The sequence below is a fragment of the Pseudochrobactrum saccharolyticum genome (assembly GCF_008801715.1).
Classification (GTDB): Bacteria; Pseudomonadota; Alphaproteobacteria; order Rhizobiales; family Rhizobiaceae; genus Pseudochrobactrum; species Pseudochrobactrum saccharolyticum.
Window position 1 is genome coordinate 1,275,685 of the sequence record NZ_VZPG01000001.1, and the last position, 25,213, is coordinate 1,300,897.

20 protein-coding genes are annotated in these 25,213 nt (G+C 52.5%); 3 read left to right on the plus strand and 17 right to left on the minus strand.

The window, feature by feature from the left end:
* Positions 1-4 precede the first annotated feature (4 nt).
* The 11 genes from addA to F7P81_RS05725 form a co-directional block, all read right to left on the minus strand.
* On the minus strand, positions 5-3,535 hold the full coding sequence (addA, locus tag F7P81_RS05675) for a double-strand break repair helicase AddA (RefSeq protein ID WP_374828054.1): 3,531 nt from the start codon (positions 3,533-3,535) through the stop codon (positions 5-7).
* Positions 3,532-6,660 (minus strand): double-strand break repair protein AddB, encoded by a 3,129-nt coding sequence (gene addB, locus F7P81_RS05680; protein ID WP_151158827.1) that lies wholly within the window; start codon positions 6,658-6,660, stop codon positions 3,532-3,534. Before addB ends, addA begins: the two co-directional genes overlap by 4 nt.
* 134 nt (positions 6,661-6,794) lie before the next feature.
* A complete protein-coding gene (locus F7P81_RS05685; RefSeq protein ID WP_151158828.1) occupies positions 6,795-7,535 on the minus strand; it encodes a nucleotidyltransferase family protein in 741 nt (246 codons plus the stop codon).
* A 5-nt stretch (positions 7,536-7,540) separates the two neighbouring features.
* Positions 7,541-9,067 carry a tRNA (adenosine(37)-N6)-threonylcarbamoyltransferase complex ATPase subunit type 1 TsaE gene (gene tsaE, locus F7P81_RS05690; protein WP_151158829.1) on the minus strand — a complete coding sequence of 509 codons (1,527 nt, stop codon included), beginning with the start codon at positions 9,065-9,067 and terminating at the stop codon, positions 7,541-7,543.
* 87 nt (positions 9,068-9,154) lie between these two features.
* Positions 9,155-11,770, minus strand: a complete 2,616-nt coding sequence (locus F7P81_RS05695) for a sensor histidine kinase (RefSeq protein WP_151158830.1) — start codon at positions 11,768-11,770, stop codon at positions 9,155-9,157.
* Positions 11,771-11,969: 199 nt separating this feature from the next.
* Positions 11,970-13,370, minus strand: a complete 1,401-nt coding sequence (ahcY, locus tag F7P81_RS05700; RefSeq protein ID WP_151158831.1) for an adenosylhomocysteinase — start codon at positions 13,368-13,370, stop codon at positions 11,970-11,972.
* A 169-nt stretch (positions 13,371-13,539) separates the two neighbouring features.
* Entirely contained in the window at positions 13,540-13,851 is a 312-nt protein-coding gene (locus F7P81_RS05705) for an HPr family phosphocarrier protein (protein WP_022709257.1), read from the minus strand.
* An 80-nt stretch (positions 13,852-13,931) separates the two neighbouring features.
* The gene (locus F7P81_RS05710) at positions 13,932-14,333 is read right to left on the minus strand and encodes a PTS sugar transporter subunit IIA (protein ID WP_022709258.1); all 402 of its coding nucleotides are present in this window, start codon (positions 14,331-14,333) and stop codon (positions 13,932-13,934) included.
* A gap of 285 nt (positions 14,334-14,618) precedes the next feature.
* Positions 14,619-15,101: an HPr kinase/phosphorylase gene (locus F7P81_RS05715; protein WP_151158832.1), complete on the minus strand. Its 483-nt coding sequence runs from the start codon at positions 15,099-15,101 to the stop codon at positions 14,619-14,621.
* Positions 15,102-15,120: 19 nt separating this feature from the next.
* Positions 15,121-16,962, minus strand: a complete 1,842-nt coding sequence (locus F7P81_RS05720; RefSeq protein ID WP_075653929.1) for a sensor histidine kinase — start codon at positions 16,960-16,962, stop codon at positions 15,121-15,123.
* A gap of 194 nt (positions 16,963-17,156) precedes the next feature.
* Positions 17,157-17,876, minus strand: a complete 720-nt coding sequence (locus F7P81_RS05725) for a response regulator transcription factor (protein WP_022709262.1) — start codon at positions 17,874-17,876, stop codon at positions 17,157-17,159.
* 311 nt (positions 17,877-18,187) lie between these two features.
* Here F7P81_RS05725 and F7P81_RS05730 point away from each other — a divergent pair, with 311 nt between their 5' ends.
* The 3 genes from F7P81_RS05730 (at position 18,188) to lysM (ending at position 20,934) form a co-directional block, all read left to right on the plus strand.
* On the plus strand, positions 18,188-19,798 hold the full coding sequence (locus F7P81_RS05730; RefSeq protein ID WP_151158833.1) for a phosphoenolpyruvate carboxykinase: 1,611 nt from the start codon (positions 18,188-18,190) through the stop codon (positions 19,796-19,798).
* 103 nt (positions 19,799-19,901) lie between these two features.
* The gene (gene arfB / locus F7P81_RS05735) at positions 19,902-20,342 is read left to right on the plus strand and encodes an alternative ribosome rescue aminoacyl-tRNA hydrolase ArfB (protein WP_151158834.1); all 441 of its coding nucleotides are present in this window, start codon (positions 19,902-19,904) and stop codon (positions 20,340-20,342) included.
* Positions 20,343-20,484: 142 nt separating this feature from the next.
* The gene (gene lysM, locus F7P81_RS05740) at positions 20,485-20,934 is read left to right on the plus strand and encodes a peptidoglycan-binding protein LysM (protein WP_022709265.1); all 450 of its coding nucleotides are present in this window, start codon (positions 20,485-20,487) and stop codon (positions 20,932-20,934) included.
* Between the two features lie 63 nt (positions 20,935-20,997).
* On the opposite strand, the gene coaA is transcribed toward lysM, so the two are convergent.
* The 6 genes from coaA to F7P81_RS05770 form a co-directional block, all read right to left on the minus strand.
* The gene (gene coaA, locus F7P81_RS05745) at positions 20,998-21,954 is read right to left on the minus strand and encodes a type I pantothenate kinase (RefSeq protein WP_022709266.1); all 957 of its coding nucleotides are present in this window, start codon (positions 21,952-21,954) and stop codon (positions 20,998-21,000) included.
* 52 nt (positions 21,955-22,006) lie between these two features.
* Positions 22,007-22,330: a phosphoribosyl-ATP diphosphatase gene (locus tag F7P81_RS05750; protein ID WP_075653926.1), complete on the minus strand. Its 324-nt coding sequence runs from the start codon at positions 22,328-22,330 to the stop codon at positions 22,007-22,009.
* Between the two features lie 171 nt (positions 22,331-22,501).
* Positions 22,502-23,290: an imidazole glycerol phosphate synthase subunit HisF gene (gene hisF / locus F7P81_RS05755; protein ID WP_151158835.1), complete on the minus strand. Its 789-nt coding sequence runs from the start codon at positions 23,288-23,290 to the stop codon at positions 22,502-22,504.
* Entirely contained in the window at positions 23,287-24,030 is a 744-nt protein-coding gene (gene hisA, locus F7P81_RS05760; RefSeq protein ID WP_151158836.1) for a 1-(5-phosphoribosyl)-5-[(5-phosphoribosylamino)methylideneamino]imidazole-4-carboxamide isomerase, read from the minus strand. Before hisA ends, hisF begins: the two co-directional genes overlap by 4 nt.
* Positions 24,027-24,677: an imidazole glycerol phosphate synthase subunit HisH gene (gene hisH, locus F7P81_RS05765; protein ID WP_151158837.1), complete on the minus strand. Its 651-nt coding sequence runs from the start codon at positions 24,675-24,677 to the stop codon at positions 24,027-24,029. The genes hisA and hisH overlap by 4 nt, the downstream gene beginning before the upstream one ends.
* Position 24,678: 1 nt before the next feature.
* Entirely contained in the window at positions 24,679-25,212 is a 534-nt protein-coding gene (locus F7P81_RS05770; protein WP_151158838.1) for a DUF2628 domain-containing protein, read from the minus strand.
* Position 25,213 lies beyond the last annotated feature (1 nt).

Genomic DNA, 25,213 nt, shown 5'->3' on the forward strand with positions numbered 1-25,213 from the left:
CTCTTCATACAGCCTTGCCCAGAGCAATCAGCGCATGTTCCATCACATCCTCATCCAGCACAATCAGATGCGGCCCTTCAGTGAACAGCAATGCAGCCTCAACACGTTTATGCGGATAAAGCGGCTCAACCAGCGCGCGATACAGTGCAAGCTGCGTGATATAGGCCTGCGGCACTTCCTGCTGCGTGCGGGCTGGCGGGCGATTGCTCTTATAATCCACAATCAGCACACGGTCGTCTTCAACACAAATCCGGTCGATCTGGCCGGAAACAACCTGTTCCTTGCCGCGCAATTGCAGTTTGCCCATCAATGAGACTTCAGCTTTGGAAGCGGGTGAAAATACCGCAGCAAATTGCGGATCATTCAGAATAGTACTGACCGCTGCCAGTGCTTTTTCGCGTTGTGATTCATGCCAATCGCCGGCAGCAATATTCAGATAACGCTGTGCTGCCTGTTCGCGTTGTTCCGCAGGCAAATCCGGCAAACGTTGCAGCAATGTGTGAATTACCGTTCCGCGTTGCAAACCGAAGCTGCGGCCACTGCCCTCACTTTGTGCGCCCTGCTCCAGAACCGGCGAACCGCTGCGCACAACCTGCTCCGCATCAGCCTCAATCAGTGCAGAGGCACCGGATGGCGTCAGCGGACGTGGCAGCCCCTGCTCCGGCTCCAATGGGCGGCGATAATGGTCCGGCAATGACGGATAAGCAGTCTCAGCCGCATCCGCTTTGTCTTGCATCTCCAGTTCTGCCAGTTCTGTCTTGCGATAACGCCGTGCGCTCACACCTTCCACCGGATGATCATAGGCCACGGCCTCATCACCCAGCCCGTCAGAGGCCAGTTTCAACCATGTGTTTTCGCTCTCGCGCTCGCCGCGATAACCGCACAGGATCAGCCGGTCTTCGGCGCGGGTCATACCCACATAAAGCAGACGGCGATATTCTTCCTCAGAGCGGGTTTTGAGCTCTTCCAGCAGCTCCGCAGTAAAACCGGTGCCGTAATCGCTTTTCGGCAGCCAGAGAAAGCCCTTGCCCTCATAACCGTCCGGCTCAGCCATATCAAAGCTCAGCAGCTTTGGTGCACGCCCTGCCGACCATGCGGCATTGCCGGGATCAACCATGAAAACCACAGCCGCTTCCAGCCCCTTGGAGGCATGCACCGTCATGATACGCACTTCATCGCGGTTCTGATCCAGCTCGCGCTTAATCTCCGGCGAGGCTGCTTCCAGCGTTTCCAAAAAGGCCTGTAGCCCGGGCAGACCACTGCGCTCGGTTGCCAATGCGTAATTCTGGAATTCGTCGATCACATCACCGGCTTCCGGCCCGAGCCGCGCCAGCAATTTACGCCGTCCGCCATCTTGCCCCAAAATACGGGCATAGAACTCAAAGACCGGCATTGTATCGGCCATATTGCGCCAGCGACGCAGTTTTGTGTACAGCACCTGCCATGCGCCCGCATCCGGCGCATCGCTTTCACCCAGCTTCTCCATCGCTGCATAAAGCGTCTGTTTTGTCCCGCGCGGCTGCGCAAGACGATAAAGTTGCTCCTCGGTCAAACCAAAGAGCGGGCTTTTCAGCACACTTGCCAGTGACAAATCATCCGCCGGTTGCAGCACAAAACGCCCGACAGCCATCAGGTCTTTAATCCCGATATGGCTGGTCAGGCGCAAGCGGTCAGCACCGGCCACCGGCACACCGCGATTTTTCAAGGCACGGGACAGCGCAGGCATAAACAGATCACGTTTGCGTACCAGCACCATAATATCGCGCGGCTCCATGCGCCGCCCTTTGCCATGGATCGGCTCACCTGTATCAAGCCAGTGACGAATAGTTGTGGCAATTTGCTCAGCCAGCTTGACGGCCGGTGCAGGCAATTGGTCGATCGGTGTACGCCAGTCCTCAACCTCTTCAACCTTTTCAGGCGTCAGAATATCCCAGACCTCAACCTCACCGGCGTCATTGGAACGGATCGCCGCATGAACGGTTGGCTGCCGCTCAATGCCAAGTCCACGAAAAGCCTCTTCACGCGAAAATACCGTATCCACCGCCGACAATACATCCGGTGTGGAGCGGAAAGAGAAGTTGAGACTGACTTTTTCAAAGCTCAATTCCGCACGCGCTGCCATGCGCGAAACAGCTTTACCAGTCGCAGCAAAATCCTCAGGCCGTGCGCCCTGAAAGGAATAAATCGACTGTTTCTCATCGCCCACTGCGAAAAGGGTACGGCGCACATCACGCTGCCCCGAGCCGGAAAAGAACTCAGCAGAGAGCATATTGATAACCTGCCACTGCTCAGGGCTGGTATCCTGCGCCTCATCCACCAGAATATGGTCGATACCGCGATCAAGCTTATACTGCACCCACATGCCTGCACCGTTGCGTGACAGCAGTGAGACGGTGCGGTTGATCAGATCATCAAAGTCCAGAAGTCCACGATTGCGCTTCATCTTCTCATAGCGCGACAGCAGATCATCAATCAGTGTGAAGGCCGCAAGGTTGAGCCGGATCAGCTTCAGCAGTTTAAGCCGGTCGAGCCCTTCATAAATATCGGCAGCGACACGGTTAAAGTCGTCTTCGAAATCCGGTAGTTCCGCTTTAACCGCAGCGGTTGCCACCCATGAGCCGTTTTTCGGCTCACCTGTGGATTTGAGAAATGCCTTGCGCAGAATCTCCTGCATTTGTGCCGGTGTGGTCTGCGGTTTAATCATCCGCAATTGCAGCACCACATCCTGCGCACGGGCAGCAGGTTTGCGCAGGTTCATCACCGCATCCAGCACATCTTCGGAAAACTCGGTCACCGGCCAGAGATCGGAGAGAATATCGGCTTCAGTATCATCGGGGTCGAAGCCGAAATGACGATAGAAAACATCCTGACGGGTTTCTGCAACGCCGGTCTGCCGGATAAATCCATGCAAAGCATGGCGTTTGGACACCGCTTCATCCAGCAGATTTTCCAACCCCATTTCACCGGCGGTTTCCAGCACCGTAGCGAAAGCTTCAGCCAGACCCGCATGGGCAGAGGTGGAGGCCACTTCCAGCAATTGCCGCCGTGCTTCCCCTACCAGTGCCGTCTGCATCATATCGTCGAGCATTTCAAAATGACCGGCAATATTCGCTTCGAGCGGAAACTGGTGCAGGATGGATTCACAAAAAGCATGAATGGTCTGAATTTTCAAACCACCCGGCGTTTCCAAAGCGCGGGCAAACAAACGCCGAGCGATTTCAAGACGGATCGCATCGGGTTCACGTTTTTCCAGATCTTTGAGTTTTTTGCTCAAGCCTTCATCATCCAGTACTGCCCATTCCGACAGGCGCTGAAAAACACGGTTCTGCATCACGGCCGCTGCGGCTTTAGTATAGGTCAGACAAAGGATTTTGGACGGGTCTGTGCCCTCCAGCAACAGCCGGATCACCCGCTCTGTCAAAACATGGGTTTTGCCGGAACCGGCATTAGCCGATACCCAGACAGAATCGTAAGGGTTCGCAGCCTTGGCCTGCGCATCAATGGTTTCCTGCGGGATGATTTTAGGTTTCATTATGCATCTCCGCCTTCGTCAGCACCACCGGCAGACCACTCCAGAACCCGCGCCAGATGATCATAATCACCCGTCAGATCACTTTCGCGGAACGGCAAAGCACGGGAACGATAGCCCTGCTCCTCGCGATTATATTCCGTCAGCAATTCACCGAGACGCGTCCACGATTCTTCCCCCAGCTCCACAGCGGTTTTCACGCTGGCGCCGCGATCAGTACTGAGAATGGATTCCGGCTTGAGCCTTCCGCCGCCCTGCAAGCGCACATAGAGCAAATCCTGTGCATCGCTCTGGCCGATCTCTTTAAAGGCACCGCGCCTAAGCAAGGCCGCTTCCAGTGCCAGCTGTGGGGACAACAGCACATGAGCCTGACGCACTGATGGGGTCGAGCCGGTCTTATAGTCGATCACTACCGTCGTGCCGTCGCGCATTACATCAATACGGTCAGCACGTCCGGACAGTGTCACAGCCAGCGGCTCGACAACCGCTTTTGCCGATGAAATCTCCGCATGGCGCTCACGCACATAAGGCGCGCGTTCACGTTCCCAATGTAAGAACTCCGGTATCAGCGCAGTAAAACGCGGCCACCACACGGCTTCGATCTCCGGCGGCAGATCGGCATCAGTGAAAGCACCGCGCCCGATTTCCAGCAATTCTTCTTCCGCCTGCGGTGACAGAGGGTCAATATCGCGGCGGGTAAATTCGCCGAGAATGTCATGAAACAATGTTCCGCGCTCAGCCGCTGCCGGATCACGGATCAGTGGTTCCAATGCACGCAGACGCAGGATTTTCTTGGCATAGATCGCATAAGGATCGCGGCGCAGTGTTTCAATTTCTGTCACCGAGAAATGTTTCGGTCGCGCATCAACCGGCGGCTTTGGCTCCGGACGCGAGACAAACGGCACATCGGGGCTCACATCAAGCAGACGCGCCCAATACAGATATTTGCCGCCGCGTTCACGCATGGCGTCCGTTACCGCTTTACCCGTCACCGTTTCCAGTCGCAGCAACCAGCGCGACGGCACAGTCGGCGCATTTTCAGAGCGCTGCGAGCGAGAGAAAATCACCTGTTCCATACCCGTAGCCATGGCAAAATCATGCGCGGCAAGGCCGGTACGCACTTCCGGCGGATCAAGCGCGATCATACCTTTCATCGGGCGCGACATGAACGGATCATTGCGGGTTTTCGCTGGCCAGATGCCCTCATTCAACCCGCCGACAATCACCGTATCAACCGTCTGAAGACGCGCCTCCAGCGCCCCCCAGATAAACACACGCGGATGGCCGCCCGGATGCGGCTTGACCGTTTCATTGGCCAGCAGCGCTTCAAACATATCCGGCCATTCTTCCGGCAGAAAATCCAACCCTGTATCAGCGGCAATCAACTGGCGCAGAAATGCACTGAACTGCTCGCCCTGCTGCCCCTGATAGAGCAGATGCACGGTATCATCGATATCCCGCGCCAGATTTTCCAGTGCCTCGACACTCGCCCGCATAATCTGCGGCACTTCAATCCGCGCTTGAATGCGGATGAGATCGGTCAGCGGTGCCACAGCAGCCGTCATTGCCGCACAGAAACTCTGCAACTGAAGTAGCTCTGCCGCCGCAATATTATCCTGCCAGGCCGGTTCATAAGGCTTGGCAGAGGCTTCCATCATTTTTTGTTCAAGGAAGCCCGGCAGATCTGCAATATCCGCCCTGCCCGTACCGCCGCGTAACGCAACCAGTTCCAGCATTTCCGCGGCACGACGCAGATCACCACGTTTTTGCCCCAGCCGCACCAGCGGATGCTTGGCCAGTGCCAGCAGCGCCACCGGATCACCCGGTTCAAACACACAAGTAATCAACAGACGCAGCAGAATAACCGCCTCTGTATCGCGCAGAAGTTTGCCGCCGGAATCATCCGCATCAATGCCGAAACGCGTAAGCTCCAGCACCACACGCCGCGCCAGATTACGGTCAACCGTCACCAAAGCTGCGGTTTTATCCGGTGCTTCAATCGCATCACGTAACGCCAGCGCCACCGCCAACGCTTCTTCACGCTCATTGGCCGTTTCGATCAGCGCCACATTCTGCATCGCATCACGCACAGCCTGTGCATCGAGCTTTAAATGCCCCCATAGGTCTGTGGTTTCTGCCGGACGCAGTGCCTCACTGACAATGTGCTCACGCATACGCTTAGCCGGATTCGTAATTTCCAGATGCTGCACATCTTCACGACGACACTGCATCTGATCCAGAAGCTTGCGCAACCCATATTGCGGGTGGCCATAGGTAGACGGATTATTCAGCCCGTCGGCGAGCAAAGTCCACGATTTCTCATCCAGATCACGATCCAGCCCCGGAAATACCACTGCACCTTTTGGCAAGCGAGCGATGGTTGCTACCAGTTTCGCCGTTGCCGGAATAGAGCCGGTGGAACCGGCCACAATCACAGGGCCTTGCGGCGGATTTTTCTGCATCCGCTGTGTTTCAAATTCAATCAGCCAGTTGCGGTGCTGCGATGCATTGGAACGGTTGCGCTCAGCCAGAACATCCGGCCAGATTTTGGTGACGATTTCCAGAAATTGCAGTGTCACCCGCCACCAGTCGGCAAGTTCTTCCGGTGCGATCAGACCAAGTTCGTTCCAGCTCGCGCCTTCTGTCTCCACCTGATCCATCAGCCGCACCAGATCGCGCGCCAGCCAGATAGCATCAGCAGTCGTTGCCGGAATGGCAATATCCTCTGCCCCGAACAACGCGCGAATATGCGACGGCAGGCTTTCCCGCCACGGGCGGATCAGCTGCGCGAGCAATAATAGTCGTTCCGGCTCACTCATCGGCGGGGCAAGCTGGAGAAACTCTTCCGCAGCACTGTCAAACAGCGCCGCACTTTCTTCCACATCACCGAGCGGGCGGATAGACGGCAAAAGAGCGGCATTAGCCGGATTCCGGTCAACCAGCAAAGCGCGCAGAGCGCGTGCTGCACGACGTGTCGGCACATAGATCACCGCGTCTGCCAGAGCCAGCGGATTGCCTGCATCAGCGCCAAAGCCTTCGATCAACTCACCATTCAGCAAAGCATCGGCAAAACGCGGCAGAAATGGTGTTCCCGATGCAATCGAATAAAGACGCGGACGCCGCTCACTCATAGACCCGTCTCCCTGATACCAAAGCGTATCCCGAAAAGTGTGAAGCGGTTTTCGGATAAGATACGCGTAGAAATAAATAGATAGAGCATTTTCTATAGGTTACGGCAAACCGAAAATGCTCTGAATATTCTGCTTTACGCGAGTGTCAAAAGGGCAGCTTCTGCCTCGCCGATCGCTTCCGGCGTACCGACCGTCAGCCAATGTCCCTGCATGACCATACCGTAAAGCCGGCCTGCGGCAATGGCCGCATTAAAATAGCTATTGAGGGAAGAAACACTGATTTCTTTACCGACAAAGAGCTGCGGATTAACCAGTGCCGCACCGGCATAAATATAATCGGAACGCTCATCCACAGGCACACGGCGCAATGTGCTGTCTTCATTGAGATGAAAATCGCCGCGTCCTTCATGACCGGTGGAATGATGCCGGTCTGCCAGCATCAGCAGAATATCCATTCTGCTTTCATCCCAGTTTTGCGCGAGGCTTCGCAGATTTGAATTCTGGCTATCAACCCAAAATGTATCGGCATTGAGGATATAAAATGTCTTATCGCCAAGCTCCGGCAGAGCTTTGAGAATACCGCCTGCGGAATCGAGCAGTAGTTCGCGCTCATCGGAAATGGTGATCGCAATATCATCACGGGTTTTCAGATGTTCTTCCATCTGATCGGCCAGATAATGCACATTGACCACGGCCTTTTTAACACCGGCCTCAACCAGCACATCCAGCCCGCGATCAATCAATGTGCGCCCCGCCACTTTAATCAGCGGCTTTGGCGTGGTCAGGGTCAGCGGGCGCATCCGAGTGCCCAAGCCCCCTGCCAATACCATTGCTGTATCAGGAGCAAATGTTTCTGAATTCTTCTTATCCGGCATGGGTATTAATCCTGCAAAAGACCATTGTCCTGATACCATTTGCGCACCGGTGCGAGAGACGGATGCTGCAAGGCACGGGCTGCATAGGCCTGAATACGCGGCAGATGCTGTAAATAAGCCGGCTTACCATCGCGCTTGAACAGACGCACAAAAATACCAAGAATTTTGGTGTTACGCTGCGCAGCCATAATCGCATAGGCGGAACGGAAGGCCTCTTCGTCAAAAGCCTTGGCCAGCTTGCGGCGCTCATCACAATAAGCCACGACAATCTGATCTTGTAACTCATCAGGAATTGTCACACGGGCATCCATTGCCAGTGACGCCAGATCATAGGCGGACGGGCCTATCATCGCGTCCTGAAAATCAATGATGCCAAGACGGGCTATGCCTTCTGCCTTATCCTGCCAGAGAATATTCGGTGAATGATAATCGCGCATCAGCAGGCTATATTCTGCGTTTTCAAGGCTTTTGAATACGCTGTCCCATGCCTGTTCAAAGCTCTGTGTCTGTTCAGCACTGGCAGGCTCGCCCTGCACATAGGGCAGATACCAGACCGGCAGCAATTCCGCCTCGATCAGCATCGCATCACGGTCAAACATATGCAGATGATGAGTACGGTCTTCACTGATCGCAGTATCCTGCGGCCAATCATGCTGATGCAAATGCGCCAGCATTCGTGCTGCCGCTACATAGCGCTCTGCGATTGGTTTGCCTTCACTATCCAGAACGCCTTCTGCGCCCAGATGCTCCATCAGCAGAAAACCACGATCGAGATTAAGCGCCAGAATTTCCGGTGCGCGGAAACCTTTTTCACGCAGCAACCGGTTCATCGCAACGAAAGCATCCATATTCTCCGCCAGATGGGCAATCTGGCGATACGGACGACCATCTTTAACCGGCGGATCATAGGGCATAGCCGGTGCATTCATCAGTATTTCGGTACCGCTCTCACTGGTAATCAGCTCATAACCGCGCGGCGATGCGTCGCCCAGCAGATAACGGCGGGAAGCATGATGGCGGTCAGATTTTTCCAGAAAACTGCGGATACCGAGCGAGCGGGAAATACGCCGCGCAGCTTTAGCAGTGACTTCCATCGTCAAACGGCGGCCATCACCTTCATGATCAATACTGATCGCAATCGTTGGAGCAGGTAAAACGCCCTCACCCTGCTGCGGCCATTCCACCAGCACTGCACCGCTTTCCAGCGCCTCATCAAGCCCCAGCTCATCCAGCTCTTCAGGCGAGGACAGGCGGTAGAGATCTGTGTGAGCTATGGGCAAACGCAATTCAGGATAAGACTGTACCAGCGTAAAAGTCGGGCTCGGCACTTCGTAAAAATCATCATTGGCTATAGTGCGGATGATCGCGCGTGCCAGAGTGGATTTACCTGCGCCCAGATCACCTTTCAGCGTAACAAGGTCGCCTTTAGCCAGCGCCAGCGCGATATCTTCCGCAAAACGGATCATCGCGGCTTCATTTTCCAACACCAACTCTACCGTATAGAGAGTGCTGCTATCCTGTTCATCAGCCATATCAGCTTCCGTTATTATATGCTCTGCCCGTCATCTCCGGACATGATGAGAATAATGATATTCAGAGGAAAAGACAGCCTGATCCGGTTATTCGGCTGCTGCACGATACAGGCGCGCATCCAGCGGGAAACGAACAAGCACAGTTGTGCCTGACGACGGTGCGGTGCGGATATCAACCGTACCGCCATGCAGCTCCACAAAGCTTTTCACCAGTGACAAACCAAGCCCTGCACCACGGCGACGGCCGCCATTGCTGTGCGACTGGAAGCGTTTGAATACCGTATCCAGCACTTCCTTAGGCATGCCCGGCCCGTTATCGTGGACACTGAAAAGAATATGATCACCATCAAGACGCGCATCCAGACCGACAACCGAACCTTCCGGCGCATAATTGGCCGCATTGCTCAGCAGGTTGAACAGCACCTGATGCACACGATTGGCATCGCCGCGGAAACTGGTGACAGCATTTTCAATATTGATCTGCAGCGCAATATTATGTTCGCGCAGACGGTCTGCGACGCGTTCGCTGGCAGCGGTAACAGCATCACGCACCGGTACATCGCTGACATCCAGCTCCATGATACCAGCATCAACGGTCGCCAAATCAAGAATATCATTCACAATGGTCAGCAGAGTCAGGGACGATGTGCTGATATGTTCAACATATTCGCGCTGACGGTTGTTCAACTCACCGAAGCCCGGTGTCTGCAACAATTCGGTAAAGCCGATAATATTGGTGAGCGGCGAACGCAGCTCATAGGATACGTGCTGAACGAAATCATTCTTGATCTGATCGGCCAGTTCCAGCGCTTCATTCTTGTCTTTCAGCGCACGTTCCACATGCACCGTATCGGACACATCGACAAAGGTCAGCATCATCTGGCCTTTTGGCAGCGGCACAACGGCATAAGAAAGGATCGTGCCGGTAGACAGTTCCGCCTGCCCCTGCGTGCCTTCGCGCTTGTCGGCAATACCGGTGACGGCCGAGACAAACTCGTCCCAATAACGGTCATCGGCCAGTTCTTTGCACTGCTTGCGAATGACCGAAATATGCGTGCCTTCAACGGCAATTGTCGGCGGGATCGACCACAATTCGGCAAAGGCCGGATTGGACAGGCGGATACGCCCGTCAGCACCAAACACAGCCACACCTTCCGCCAGATGATCCAGCGTTTCGCCCTGCACCTTCATCAAAGTATTATAGCGGCTTTCGAGATCGAATTTCTCGGTCATATTCTCGAAGAACCATGTCACACCGCCTTGCGGATGCGGATTGGCAACCACGCGCAAGGTGCGGCTGTCCGGCAGATGCCACCAATGTTCCTGCGGATCAACAGCACGATAGGCCGACAGCATGGATTCTTTCCAACGTCGCCATTCCGGCTGTTCCGGCAATTTGCCGTCACTGCGCAAACCATCAAACAGCATGGCATTGCTCGGGTGGCTTTCCAGATGGGCAATATCCAGCGACCACAATTTGGCAAAAGCCTGGTTGAAGAATTGCAGCTTCATTTCAGGATCAAAAATCGCCACAGCTGTTGAAAGCTGGTCGAGAGTTTCCGCATGGCTGCGGAGCGTGCGCTGCAATTCTGCCCGCACCTGCTCCAGATCGCTCATATTAGCTGCAAAACCGGCAGAACCAGCCGAACAGGAAACCTCCGCCACATCCAACATATGGCGGTCACCGGCAATAACCGTGGCCAGCCGGTCACGGAAAGTGGCAATGGATGTGCCCTGTTGTGCTGCCTGCATCATAGCCGGCTGATGGCTCAGATTAGCTGCAGACGGATCGGCAGACAGAACGCGCTCACGCTCAATCTTCTGGCGCGCCTGCTCGCCGAGCAATTCGCGCCCTTCCTGCAGAACCTGATCGAGATCACTCGCACCGACAGCCTGTACATAGGCATTATTCGCCCAGTTCAGCCGCCCTTCCACATCCCGTGTCCAGACAGTCTGATCCAGACGGTTCAGAAGTGCATGGAGCATTGTCAGCGTGTCGGACAGCTCATTATTCTGCACCTGCAATTGTGCCGCTCTGGCCTGAACACCGTCAACATTAATGAAACGGGTAATGGCATAGGCACCGGTTGTCTGCCCCTGCACTTCGAGCATGGTGCCGTTATTGGTCTCAACCAGAAAATCAAAGGAGCGGCCATATTCGCGCAGCGATAAAATCGCGCGCTCCAATGCCACCACGGAATCGGTGCGCAACCAGCGCCCGAAACTTAAAAAAGCCGCCGGATCCTGCGGCACTCCGCTGGCCACCGGCAACTGACCCAGCACTTCTGTCTGCGTATTATGTTGTGGTGTTCCGCGTTTTGCCGGTTCCGCGCCTGCCCAGACCACAATACGCTGATCTTTCAAATTAAGCAGGGTTTCGCTGCGCGTCACCGCATGGCTGAGATCAGCAACACGGGCACGCAAAGCACTGTTCTCGCGGTTAACACGGTTACGGCTGCGGATGATCCAGCTGACAGATAACAGCGCGGCACCTGTTACCCCTACAACAATTGCAAATTGCACCACTTCATTCGGGCCTAATGTGCTGCCGCCCGGCATCGGAATTCGTCCGATATCATAGCTTTGCGCCAGTGCCTGACCGGATACCAAAACAGAAGAAAATGCGGCTGTCGCTGCCAGAGCTTTGCGAAAATGACGGCTTATAACAGAGCCAATATTTCGAAATGAACTGACACCTGACATGCCTTAAAATTCTCCGCCGCAGCATTTGCTGCTTCATAACTGTTTAAAAATCAGCGGCAGAATTTTCTGCCATTATCTTCGAATCATAGCACAATACAGCTACAGGGAATCTGTTTGAAGCGCTGCGGGCGCAAAAATAAAGGCCGGAAGAATGTCAATCCTTCCGGCCACAATATGTTGTATGTTAATTAAACTATAGTTAATACCTGTAGTGATCCGATTTAAACGGCCCCTGCGGTGTTACACCAATATATGCAGCCTGTTCCTCAGAAAGCACAGTCAGCTTCACGCCAAGCTTGGCCAGATGCAGCCGCGCAACCTTTTCATCGAGATGTTTCGGCAGCACATAGACTTCGTTTTTATAAGTCTCGCCACGGGTGAACAACTCGATCTGACCCAGCACCTGATTGGTGAAAGAGGCCGACATCACAAAGCTTGGATGACCGGTTGCATTGCCGAGATTGAGCAGACGACCTTCAGATAACAGGATCAAACGCTTATCGTCCGGGAAGGTGATCATATCCACCTGCGGCTTGATATTCGTCCATTTCAGATTGCGCAGCGCACCAACCTGAATTTCATTATCAAAATGGCCGATATTGCCGACAATCACCATATCTTTCATCTTGCGCATATGCTCGATGGTGATGACGTCTTTATTGCCGGTTGTGGTGATAACAATATCCGCATCCGCTGCGGCATCATCCAGTGTCACCACCTCAAAACCATCCATTGCCGCCTGCAGGGCGCAGATCGGATCAACTTCCGTGACCTTCACGCGGGCACCGGCACCAAGCAGTGACTGGGCAGACCCTTTACCCACATCGCCATAACCGCAGACAATTGCCACTTTACCGGCCATCATCACATCGGTACCGCGACGGATACCGTCTACCAGCGACTCTTTACAGCCGTATTTATTGTCAAATTTCGACTTAGTTACGCTGTCATTAACATTAATGGCAGGGAAAGGCAGCTGACCTGCACGCTGCAACTGGTAAAGACGGTTTACGCCGGTAGTCGTTTCTTCCGTCACACCTTTCAGCGCCGCGCGCTGGCGGGTGAAAAAACCCGGTGTTTCAGCCATACGTTTTTTGATCTGCGCGAAGAGGATTTCCTCTTCTTCACTGCCCGCTTTTGACAGAACATCTTCACCGGCCTCAGCGCGTGCGCCGATCAAAATATACATGGTGGCGTCGCCGCCATCATCGAGGATCAGATTGGAAGGCTCGCCATCCGGCCACTGGAAAATTTTGTCCGTATAGGTCCAGTATTCTTCCAGTGTTTCGCCTTTAATGGCGAAAACCGGCGTGCCTTCAGCCGCAATCGCCGCCGCTGCATGATCCTGTGTCGAGAAGATATTGCAGGATGCCCAGCGCACTTCCGCACCAAGCGCCTGCAGTGTTTCAATCAGCACAGCTGTCTGGATTGTCATATGAAGGGAACCGGAAATCCGTGCGCCTTTCAATATCTGTTTCGGCCCGAATTCCTCACGCGATGCCATCAGACCCGGCATTTCTGTTTCCGCAATGACGATTTCCTTGCGTCCCCAGTCAGCCAGACCGATATCCTTGATGATATATTCTCCCGATACAGACATCTGCACTCCGCTTTCAGCTGTTACAACTTCAATAAAAATATGTGTAGCAGATCAGAGAAAGCGGCTCAAACAAAAATATAAGGCAATCTTTATATCTTTATGTAACCTGAGTCAGCCAATAAAAAAGCACCGGTGTGACCGGTGCTTTTAAAAACTGAATTAAGTCTCTTTAGCATTCTTCGCCGAATTTATCGCCGACAAGCTGCTCCAGCGCATCAAGTACGGCTGTTGCCTCAACGCCGCAAGCGCTGACATCAATGCAACATCCCGGTGATGCGGCAAGCATCATCAACCCCATAATCGATGTGCCACCAACACTCATTCCGTCTTTTTCAACACGGACATGAGCGTCAAAACTATCCACCAATTGCACGAATTTTGCCGAAGCCCGCGCATGCAGACCCCGCTTATTCACGATCGTAAATTTGCGGGTCTCTGCCTTATCAGGCTCATAACATCCGCTGACAGCAACCTGAGCCATATTTATTTTTCCCGTCAGTACCTAATCTGATTACCCATCAGTACCTGAGATTATTACTTACTCGTCAGTACCTGACTTTGTTATTTGCTCGTCAGTACCTGACTGGCAACATTAATATATTTACGGCCTGCATCCTGCGCTTCACGCAATGATGCTTCCATATCACCGGACTGACGCACACTGGTCAGTTTAATCAGCATCGGCAGATTAACACCGGCAATGACCTCAACCCTGCCTGCATCAAGCACCGAAATTGCCAGATTGGAAGGTGTTCCGCCGAACATATCGGTCAGAATAATAACACCCTGCCCCTGATCGGCCTTAGCAACCGCCGCGACAATATCCTCACGACGTTTTTCCATATCATCATCGGCACCGATACTAACGGTTTCGAAATTTTCCTGAGGGCCGACAACATGCTCAACAGCATGGTGAAACTCTTCGGCCAGCCTTCCGTGCGTAACAAGCACGAGTCCGATCATTATTAAACTGCTCCTGCTGGTCGCTTTTCCATTGTCGCACTCACAATATAAAAGCTTGTAAGCTCAATCCGAACCTAAAGTTCAGACATCTACCCCTAAGACATAAATTTTATGGCCGTTATTTTCTGAATTCAGGCTCAGATTTTTAATATTGGCCAGACCTTCTATGTTGGCACCGAGAATAATGAGTGCAAGCAAAAAATAAAGCCCCCCACGGCTTTCGTCGGTTATGCCGCACTGAAACACAGATTTTATTCTAAACCAGCCGTTAAAAAACAAGGGCTTTCAGGCAGTTTCACGGCTGCCCCAGCGTTTCATAAATAAAGTCGCTTCTATCGCTCTTGCACATTGCAGCGAATCGCAATCCCCTGCCAATTCCGGCAAGACCAGCACAGGAACCATAATTCCTGCCAGTTCGCGCTCTTCATCTGCCGGATAACGGGGCGCTTTATCCGCACTTACCAACTCTACCAGCAGGTTGATTTCTGCCTGTGGCTGATACGGCACCTCAAATAAACCTGCCCCGCGAATTTCAACAGCACCGGCAATCGCTGAAGGTGTGGAAGCGATCAGCTTCCCCTCTTCTGTACTGATCGTCGTCTGGTCATCAGAAATCAATGTGCCGACACGGCCTGTCTGCTGCGCACGTTCGATCAGAGTGAGCGCCAGCGATGATTTTCCCGAGCCGGAAGCACCGCATATTAAAATGCCAAAGGAACCAAGAACCAGAGATGTGGCGTGAAACACAAAACTTTCAGAATTGCTCATGCGTTTCTCCGCTTTATTATCAGTTTTCCGTATTCTGTGCCGCCTGTGCACGCTGACGTCTGGTGTTTTCCGGTAGTTCCGCAGGCAAATCAATCAGGAACCGCGCACCCAGCCAATGTTCAGCATCTTCAGGGTCAGGAATATTAGAAGCTGTTAGTGTACCACCATGTGCTTCGATAATCTGCCGGCTGATTGAAAGCCCCAGACCGGAATTCTGACCAAAAGCCTCCGAAGACGGGCGATCCGTATAGAAACGCTCGAAAATACGTTCAATATTTTCAGCGCCGATACCCGGACCATTATCCTCAACGACAACCTGAATTTTTGAACCTTTATGGTTCAGGTAAATTCTGATTTCACCATTATCTTCCGGCACAAAGGTACGGGCATTTTCAATCAGGTTAGAGACAACCTGACCAAGCCGCAAATCATGCCCCGGCAGATAAAAACCTTTTGCCCCTGCCGGAAGCTTGCCGATATCCAGCAGGATTTTTGTGCCCACTTTATTGCGGCGCACTTCTCTCGCAGCTGCCACAATATTATTGAGCAGCGCCTGCATATCCACACGATCCGTATGCTCACGGGCAAGTTCGGCATCCAGACGCGATGCATCGGAAATATCGGTAATCAAACGATCAAGGCGGCGCACATCATGCTGGATCACGTCAAGAAGACGTTTTTTAGCACTTTCGGTTTTCGCCAGAGGCAGCGTTTCAACTGCACTGCGCAGAGAAGTCAGCGGATTTTTCAGCTCATGGCTGACATCGGCCGCAAAACTTTCAATCGCCTCAATACGTGCATAAAGCGCATCAGTCATATCGCGGATCGACGTTGAAAGATGGCCGACTTCATCCTGACGATCGGAGAAATCCGGAATTTCAACACGGCCTTTAATACCGTGGCGCACACGATCCGCTGCTTCAGACAATTTGCGCAACGGATTAGCAATCGTAGAAGCCAGAAACAGCGACAGGATCACCATCACCAACGACACAACAACAAAGACACGCAGGATCGCATTGCGCTCACCGCGGACAATCTTATCAATATCACCGCCCTCGGTCGACATCAGCAAAACGCCGAGCACCGCACGGTAACGCTGGATCGGCACAGCGACGGAGACAACCAGCTCACCTTTTTCATTCCGGCGCTGTGCTTTACCGGAAGAACCGGTCAAAGCTGTAATCACTTCCGGATAGACAGAACCATTACCGCCCGGCGGCTCCTGATAGAGCGGCAGACTGTTGCGGTTAATCAGATTATTGAACCATGTGCTGATCTGCTCGCCAAAACTCTGATCGTCCTCATCCAGTACCGGCAAATCATAGCTCAGCACCTGTCCGCGCGAATAGAGATGGCGCGAGTCCAGCAGGATATTGGCATTATTATCGTAAATACGCGCACGGGTACTGGTCGGAGAAATCAATGTCCGCAGCAGTGGCGCTACTTTTTCCGGATTGATCGGAAATTCCCAGTTATCCGGAGAATCCGGAGAAGGCGTAATACTCTGACCGGCCTGCAGCTCCAGCAGCTTATCCGGATCGATCATGATCGAATTGGTATCAACGCTTGCCGATGAGGCAATGGAAGCCGCGATAATCTTACCTTGCGTCAGAAGACTTTCAATCTTCGCGTCCACCAGACCATCACGAAACTGGTTGAGATACATAATCCCCGAAACCAGCACCGCAAGCGCCGCCAGATTGAGAAACAGAATACGCTTGGTCAGACTGGAGAAAACATAATTGCCCAATGTACGGCGCAGCGGTGAAAACAGACGCCGCCAGACAAGCGAGCGCTGACGGCGCGCAAGACGTTCCTTGCGGCGCAATGTCGTTCTGTTTTCCGTTTCAGCGACCATTGAGGGCGATCAGTTCCTTCAGCGAATTAAGACGGAGCGGTTATGCAATGCATTATAACCGCTCCGTGCTTTTATATCAGCTATATTTGCAAAGCTTCACGCTTCGGGCTTTTTTATATTACGAAGCTTTTACGCTTCGTACTTTCTAAAATGCGAGGCTTTTACGCCTCGTGCTTTCTTATATTGCGAAGCTTTTACGCCTCGCGGAAGCGATAGCCAACACCGTAAAGCGTCTCAATCATTTCAAAATCATCGTCAACAACTTTGAATTTCTTACGCAGACGCTTGATATGGCTGTCGATCGTGCGGTCATCCACATAAACCTGCTCGTCATAAGCGGCATCCATCAGCGCATCACGGCTTTTCACAACACCCGGACGCTGTGCCAGCGAATGCAGAATAAGGAATTCTGTCACAGTGAGGGTGACCGGTTCGCCTTTCCACGTGCAGGTATGGCGCTCCTGATCCATTTCCAGCTGGCCGCGCTGCAATGACTTTGTCGGCTGACCCGGATTTTTAACCGCACCTTCACGGGCCGCCACACGGCGCAGCACCGCTTTAACACGCTCTACCAGCAGACGCTGCGAGAACGGCTTGGTGATAAAATCATCCGCACCCATTTTCAGGCCGAACAATTCGTCGATCTCATCATCTTTCGATGTTAGGAAGATCACCGGCAGATCAGATTTCTGGCGCAGACGGCGGAGCAGTTCCATACCATCCATACGCGGCATTTTAATATCGAAAATTGCAAGATTTGGCGGACGCGCCATCAGACCATCCAGCGCGGAAGCACCGTCTGTATAGGTCTCGACCCGATAGCCTTCCGACTCCAGAGCAATGGAAACAGAAGTCAGGATATTGCGGTCATCATCTACGAGCGCAATGGTCTGTGTTACCGGAACTTCCCTCATCAGGTCGCTTCTCCTCAATCAAATTCGACTATTCAACTTATATAGCACGTCTTTTAAGCAGGACAAATTAAGTACAAAGTAAGGCAGCAGCAGTTTTTCTGATGCTTCGCCTGCAATTTATACCCGCTCCAGACACCTTGCTTATGTGGATAGCGGCAAAATAAATTGCCATAAAAACGATTTAAAAAAAATTTAAAAAATTTTAAACGATTAAAGATTTGAAATTGTCTCGCTAATCTGGTTGTGACTTTGCCTTAGCGCGGAGAGAAAATGCGCTGTCGACCAACCAATGAAAACTGCGAGTGAAAATTATGATCGAGACTGGCAATCGCAATCCAGCTGCTTCCATTGCAACGACGGGGCTAAAAGACCTCGCCGCGGTCTATTATAATTTCGGACAGGCCCAGCTCTATGAGGAGTCGATCCGCCGCGGTGAATCAACTCTGACTGCACAGGGCGCTTTGATGGCCGTGACCGGACAACATACCGGACGTAGCCCTAAAGACAAATTCGTTGTGCGTGATGCAACCACCGAAGACCAGATCTGGTGGGACAACAACAAGCCGATGAGCCCGGAAAATTTTGCCAAGCTGCATGCCGATTTCATTGAGCACGCCAAAGGCAAAGAACTGTTCGTTCAGGATCTGATCGGCGGCGCCGATGCCGAGCACAATATCAAGGTTCGCGTTGTAACCGAATTTGCATGGCACTCACTGTTCATCCGCAACCTGCTGATCCGTCCTGAAATTGCTGCCCTGCAGAGCTTCATGCCGGAAATGACCATTATTGATCTGCCATCCTTCCGTGCTGATCCTGAAAAATACGGCTGCCGTACAGAAACCGTGATCGCCTGCGATCTGGTCAACAAAATTGTGCTGATCGGCGGTACTTCCTATGCCGGTGAAATGAAGAAGTCGGTCTTTACCGCTCTGAACTACATTCTGCCTGCAAAAGGCATTATGCCAATGCATTGCTCGGCTAATGAAGCACCAAACGGCGACACCGCGATTTTCTTCGGTCTGTCCGGCACCGGTAAAACCACCCTCTCAGCTGATCCAACACGCACGCTGATCGGTGATGATGAACACGGCTGGAGCGAAAACGGCATCTTCAATTTTGAAGGCGGCTGCTACGCCAAGACCATCCGTCTCTCGGCAGAAGCTGAACCGGAAATCTATTCCACAACACAGCGTTTCGGCACCGTGTTGGAAAATGTTGTTCTTGATGAAAACCGCCAGCCGGATTTCAACGATGGTTCGCGCACAGAAAATACCCGTGCAGCCTATCCGCTGGATTTCATCTCCAATGCATCCAAGACAGGCACTGCCGGTCAGCCTAAGAATGTTATCATGCTGACAGCTGATGCGTTCGGCGTCATGCCTCCGATTGCCAAGCTGACCCCTGCTCAGGCTATGTACCACTTCCTGTCCGGTTACACCGCTAAGGTTGCCGGTACTGAAAAAGGTGTGACCGAGCCGGAAGCAACCTTCTCCACCTGCTTTGGTGCGCCTTTCATGCCGCGCCATCCTTCAGAATACGGCGATCTGCTGCGTAAACTGATTGCTGAGCACAAAGTTGACTGCTGGCTGGTAAACACCGGCTGGACCGGTGGCGCTTACGGCACCGGTAACCGTATGCCGATCAAGGCAACACGCGCCCTGCTCTCCGCAGCACTTGACGGTTCGCTCAATGGCGCGGAATTCCGCACAGACCCTAACTTCGGTTTTGAAGTTCCGGTTGCAGTTCCGGGTGTTGATTCAAGCATTCTCGACCCACGTTCAACATGGGCGGATAAAGCTGCTTATGACGCACAGGCTAAAAAACTGGCCAACATGTTCATCACAAACTTTGCCAAGTTTGAAGATCATGTAGATGCTGAAGTCCGTTCGGCGGCACCGGCTCTGGCAATTGCTGCTGAATAAATAAATCTGCATTTCTGAAATTAAGAACGGTGCCTTTCAGGCACCGTTTTTTATTTCTGCACTTATCTTCGCAGATTTCAGATATTCCGTTATAAATCCGCTCATGACGGAACAAAACAAACATCTTATCCGCATTACCAACCGGATCAGCATTCATGAAAACCTGCTGGAGGAGAGCTTTATCCGCTCTTCAGGTCCAGGCGGACAGAATGTGAATAAGGTTTCAACAGCCGTGCAGCTGCGCTTTGCAGCCATGCAAGCGGGCTTGCCGGAAGATGTCTATGCGCGTCTCATCAGCCTTGCTGGGCAGCGTGCCAATAAAGACGGTGAGATTGTGATTGAAGCCAGCCGCTTCCGCAGTCAGGAAAAGAACCGTGAAGATGCCCGCAACCGTATGATTGCTTTGATTATTGAGGCTGCCAAACCACCACCGCCACCGCGGAAAAAGACCAAGCCGACCAAAGGCTCTGTCGAGCGACGCCTGAAAGCAAAATCCGGTCGCGCAGACGTCAAGAAAATGCGTCAGCGTGTCAAAGGTGATTAGAGCGACCTTTGTGTGCCAGATCTGGCACACGGCGCTCTAATACCCGATAATCCCTGTTATTTTATACGGGTGGCTTCCTTAATTCATTTACCTGCCTATATTCTTTAAGCGGATGATATCTGACACTCAAAGGAGAAACGGAATGGGCATATTTGATTTTGTGAAATCGGTTGGTACCAAACTTGGCTTTGGTGACGATGAGCCTAAAGCAGAAGATCTGAAGAAAGAGCTGGATTCTCATAATCTCGGTACCAGTGATGTGCAGGTAACTGTTCAGGGCGACAAGGCTGTACTTTCCGGCAATGTCAAAGATCAGTCCGCTTTTGAAAAAGCGATTATTGCTGTCGGTAACTCCCTCGGTGTTTCCAAAGTGGAAGCCTCGGAACTGAAAGTTGACGGCGCTGCTGAAGGTGCGGCACCGGTTTTCTACACCGTGAAAAAGGGCGACAATCTCTGGAAAATCGCTGAAGCCCAGTATGGCAAAGGCCATGGCGATAAAAACCCGAAAATCTTTGAAGCCAATAAGCCGATGCTGACCTCACCGGATAAAATCTATCCGGGTCAGGTTCTGCGTATTCCGCCACTGGCATAATTCAGGTTCAAAACAAAAAGCCCCGCTGTCATCAACAGCGGGGCTTTTTTTACAACTTGAAGTTCAGATTTTGCGCAGAGCGACTTCTTCAATCATATGATTTTCGCCTTTGCGCAGGATCAGATCAGCACGCGGACGGGTCGGCAGAATATTCTCAAACAGGTTTTTGAGATTGATATTCGTCCACAGGCCTTCGGCAATCGACAATGCCGCCTCTTCCGACAATTGCGAATAGCGATGGAAGAAGCTCTGCGGGTCACGGAATGCCGTTTCACGCAGTTTCATGAAGCGGTTGATATACCATTTGTGGATCAGTACCGGATCAGCATCAATATAGATCGAGAAATCAAAGAAATCCGACACAAATGGTACGGCTTTGCCGTCCGCAGGCAGATCACGCACCTGCAGCACATTGATGCCTTCAAAAATCAGAATATCCGGCCGGTCAATGGTCACATGCTTACCGGCAACCACGTCATAGGTCAGATGCGAATAGACCGGCGCCTGAACATGGCTCATGCCTGCCTTCATAGACGACAGGAAGTTGAGAATGGCACCGGCATCATAACTGTCCGGAAAACCTTTCCGCTCCATCCGGCCTTCGGCACGCAGTACTTCATTGGGATAGAGAAAGCCGTCAGTCGTCACCAGTTCGACTTTAGGGCTTGATGGCCAGCGGCTCAGCAATTCCTTCAGAATACGCGCTGTGGTCGATTTTCCGACCGCAACGGAACCGGCAATACCGATGATAAACGGTGTTTTGACCGTATCATCCTTCATCAGAAACTGTTTGCGCTGTTTGTAGAGCGATTGCAGCGCTTCCACATGGGTCGACAGCAGACGCGACAAAGCCAGATAAATCCGGCGCACCTCATCCAGATCCACCGGATCGTTCAGCGAACGCAGACGTTTCACTTCATCCAGCGTCAGGGTCAGCGGCGTATCGGCACGAAACTCTGCCCATTCCGCAGCGGTAAAAACCTGATAAGGCGAATAATGCTTCTTTTTGAAAAGATCCATGGAGTGCATTTCGATCTCTGAATAAACCCGGGAACCAGATGAATGCTTCAGTCTATTCCGGTTTTCGTGCAGCTTTTTCCTGAAGACCGGTTTGTGATGTACGTTTATCCAGTTCCTGCATCACGGATTCCAGCGACACACCCGCAATCTTCCATACTACCAGCAAATGATAGAGCAGATCGGCACTTTCAGAAATGACAGCTTTTTCATCCTGCATCATCGCCGCAATAACAGTTTCAACCGCTTCTTCGCCCAGTTTCTGGGCGGCCTTATGCTGACCTTTGGCAATCAGTGAGGCTGTATAAGATGAACCATCTGTTGCAGCCGCGCGATTAGCAACAATCTGCTCAAGCTCAGCAAGGGTGAAATCTGTCATGCTGCACTCCTGTTTCAGTGCAATTTATAGAATGCGCGATGAGAATCCCGCACAGCAATGCGAATGGTCTTTAAAGCAAATGAGGGATGAAAAGCACCCCTCATTGCATGAAACAACTTAATTTTATCAGTAAATCAAACGGGTTTCCTCTCAGAAAACCAGTTTGATCTGTTAATTTTGAACATCATCCAGACGCATAGCAATACCGTGACTTGCCATATAGCGTTTGGCTTCTTCAATTGTGTAAGTGCCGAAGTGGAAAATAGATGCTGCCAATACCGCGCTGGCATGGCCTTCTTTAACACCGGCCACCAGATCGTCCAGAGAGCCGACACCACCGGAGGCAATCACCGGAACGCTCACAGCATCGGCCACAGCGCGGGTCAGCGCCAGATCATAACCAACTTTGGTGCCGTCCCGATCCATCGAGGTCAGCAGAATTTCCCCTGCTCCGCGATCAACCATTGTGCGGGCAAATTCAATCGCATCAAGACCGGTTGCATTGCGGCCGCCATGGGTGAAAATCTCCCAGCGATCTGCCTCTCCTGCTCCCGATACTTTCTTGGCATCTACGGCCACGACAATGCACTGATTGCCGAATTTATCTGCCGCTTCCGCAATCAGATCAGGATTTTGTACCGCAGCAGTATTGATAGAAACCTTGTCAGCACCGGCCAGCAAGAGCTTACGGATATCAGCAACAGCACGTACACCGCCGCCAACAGTCAGCGGCATGAAACATTGCTCAGCGGTACGCGCAACCACATCGAAAATCGTCTCGCGATTGTCGGAGGATGCAGTAATATCGAGAAAGCATAATTCGTCAGCACCGGCTGCATCATAGGCTTTTGCGGCTTCCACCGGATCTCCGGCATCAATCAGATCAACAAAGTTGACGCCTTTCACCACTCTTCCATCTTTAACGTCCAAACATGGAATAACCCGTGCTTTCAAAGTCATTGTGCGGCCTCCTTCCCGGCACGTAACAGTGCCAGCGCTTCCGCCGGATCAATACGGCCGTCATAGAGTGCACGACCGGAAATCGCACCTTCAAGCTTGCGGGCATCAGGCAGCGTCATGCGATGAATATCATCCATCGAGGCCAGCCCACCGGATGCGATCACCGGAATAGACACGGCTTCTGCCAAGCCCAGAGTTGACGGCCAGTTGATGCCTGCCAGAATACCGTCGCGGTCAATATCCGTATAGATAATAGCGGCGACCCCTGCCCCTTCAAATTTCTGCGCCAGCTCAATCACGCCGAGTTCTGAAGCCTCTGCCCAACCCTCAACCGCAACCTTGCCGCCTTTGGCATCAATGCCGACAGCGACTTTGCCCGGAAATTCTTTACAGGCTTCAATCACCAGCTGCGGATCACGCACGGCAACGGTGCCGAGAATGACGCGGGAAAGCCCCTTGGAAAGCCATGCCTCAATATGTTCCAGCGTGCGGATACCGCCGCCGAGCTGAACCGGATTTTTAGTCGCTTTAAGGATGGCTTCCACGGCCGCACCATTGACGCTGGAACCTGCAAAAGCGCCGTTCAAATCAACCACATGAAGCCACTCAAATCCCTGATCTTCAAAGGCTTTCGCCTGAGCCGCAGGATCAGTGTTATAAACCGTGGACTGGTTCATATCACCCAGTTTCAGGCGAACGCATTCACCGTCTTTCAGGTCAATTGCCGGAAAAAGTATCATGGCTTCCACTTCAGGAAATTAGTAATGAGTTTAAGGCCGAGGCGCTGGCTTTTTTCCGGATGGAACTGCGTGCCGACAATATTATCGCGCGCAATTGCCGCCGTTACCGCTCCGCCATAGTTGGTGGTTGCCAGCACATCAGCGCTGTTTTTCACATCAAACATATAGGAATGCACGAAATAAGCATGCAAGCCATGCTCGCCGGTTTCTATATCGTTGAATACCGGATGGGCATGGTTCAGCTCGATGGTATTCCAGCCGATCTGCGGAATTTTCAAAGCGGCATCAGACGGCTTCATCTCGCGCACATCGCCCTCAATCCAGTTGAGGCCATTGGTGATGCTTTTTTCCAAGCCCCGCGTTGAAAGCAGTTGCATCCCAACACAAACGCCGAGAAACGGCCGTGCTTTATGCTGAACAACTTCGCTCAAAGCATCGACCATGCCGGAAACTGCATCCAGACCGCGACGGCAATCGGCATAGGCGCCAACACCCGGCAACACAATATGATCTGCGGCCAGTACGGCTTTGGCATCACTGGTCACGTCCACATGAATGGGACTGCCCATATCCGATACCGCACGTTCAAAAGCCTTGGCTACCGATTTGAGATTTCCGGAACCATAATCAATAATGGCAACACGCATGTCACGACCTTCCGTGATAATCAACCAGACCGATCATAGCGCCGTCTGCAGCATGTATTGCCGCAGGAACCGCCGTGCCGGTCACAGTGCCGGACAAAACCTTATTGTCAGAAGACACAGAGACAGGCTCTGCTTTTTCTGCCGGTTTTGCAGCACCATAAAAATAAAGAATTTCCGCATCGCTCAAGTCATTGGCGCTGATCAGTGCCACTTCCTCATAACCCTTGCGTCTGAGCGCTGTGAGATACCAGTTACGCCCTTCCAGCGCAACAAACAGCGACAGCAAAAGTGACAGGCCGGAAACGACAAAAGCAGAAGAAAGATAAGAACCCAAAACGCTGAATGCACCCCAGCCGATCAGAGCCACCATCAGCGCATGCCACCACAGGCGATGCGTAAGCAGCCAGAGAAACGGCAGGATCAGCGCGAAGACGGTAAATTCATCGCGCACAAAAATCGTATGGTCACCCGCAACAGCTTTAACCGGTTTCAGTTTTACCGCATCCGTTGGTTCCAGAACGATATAGCTGGCCATA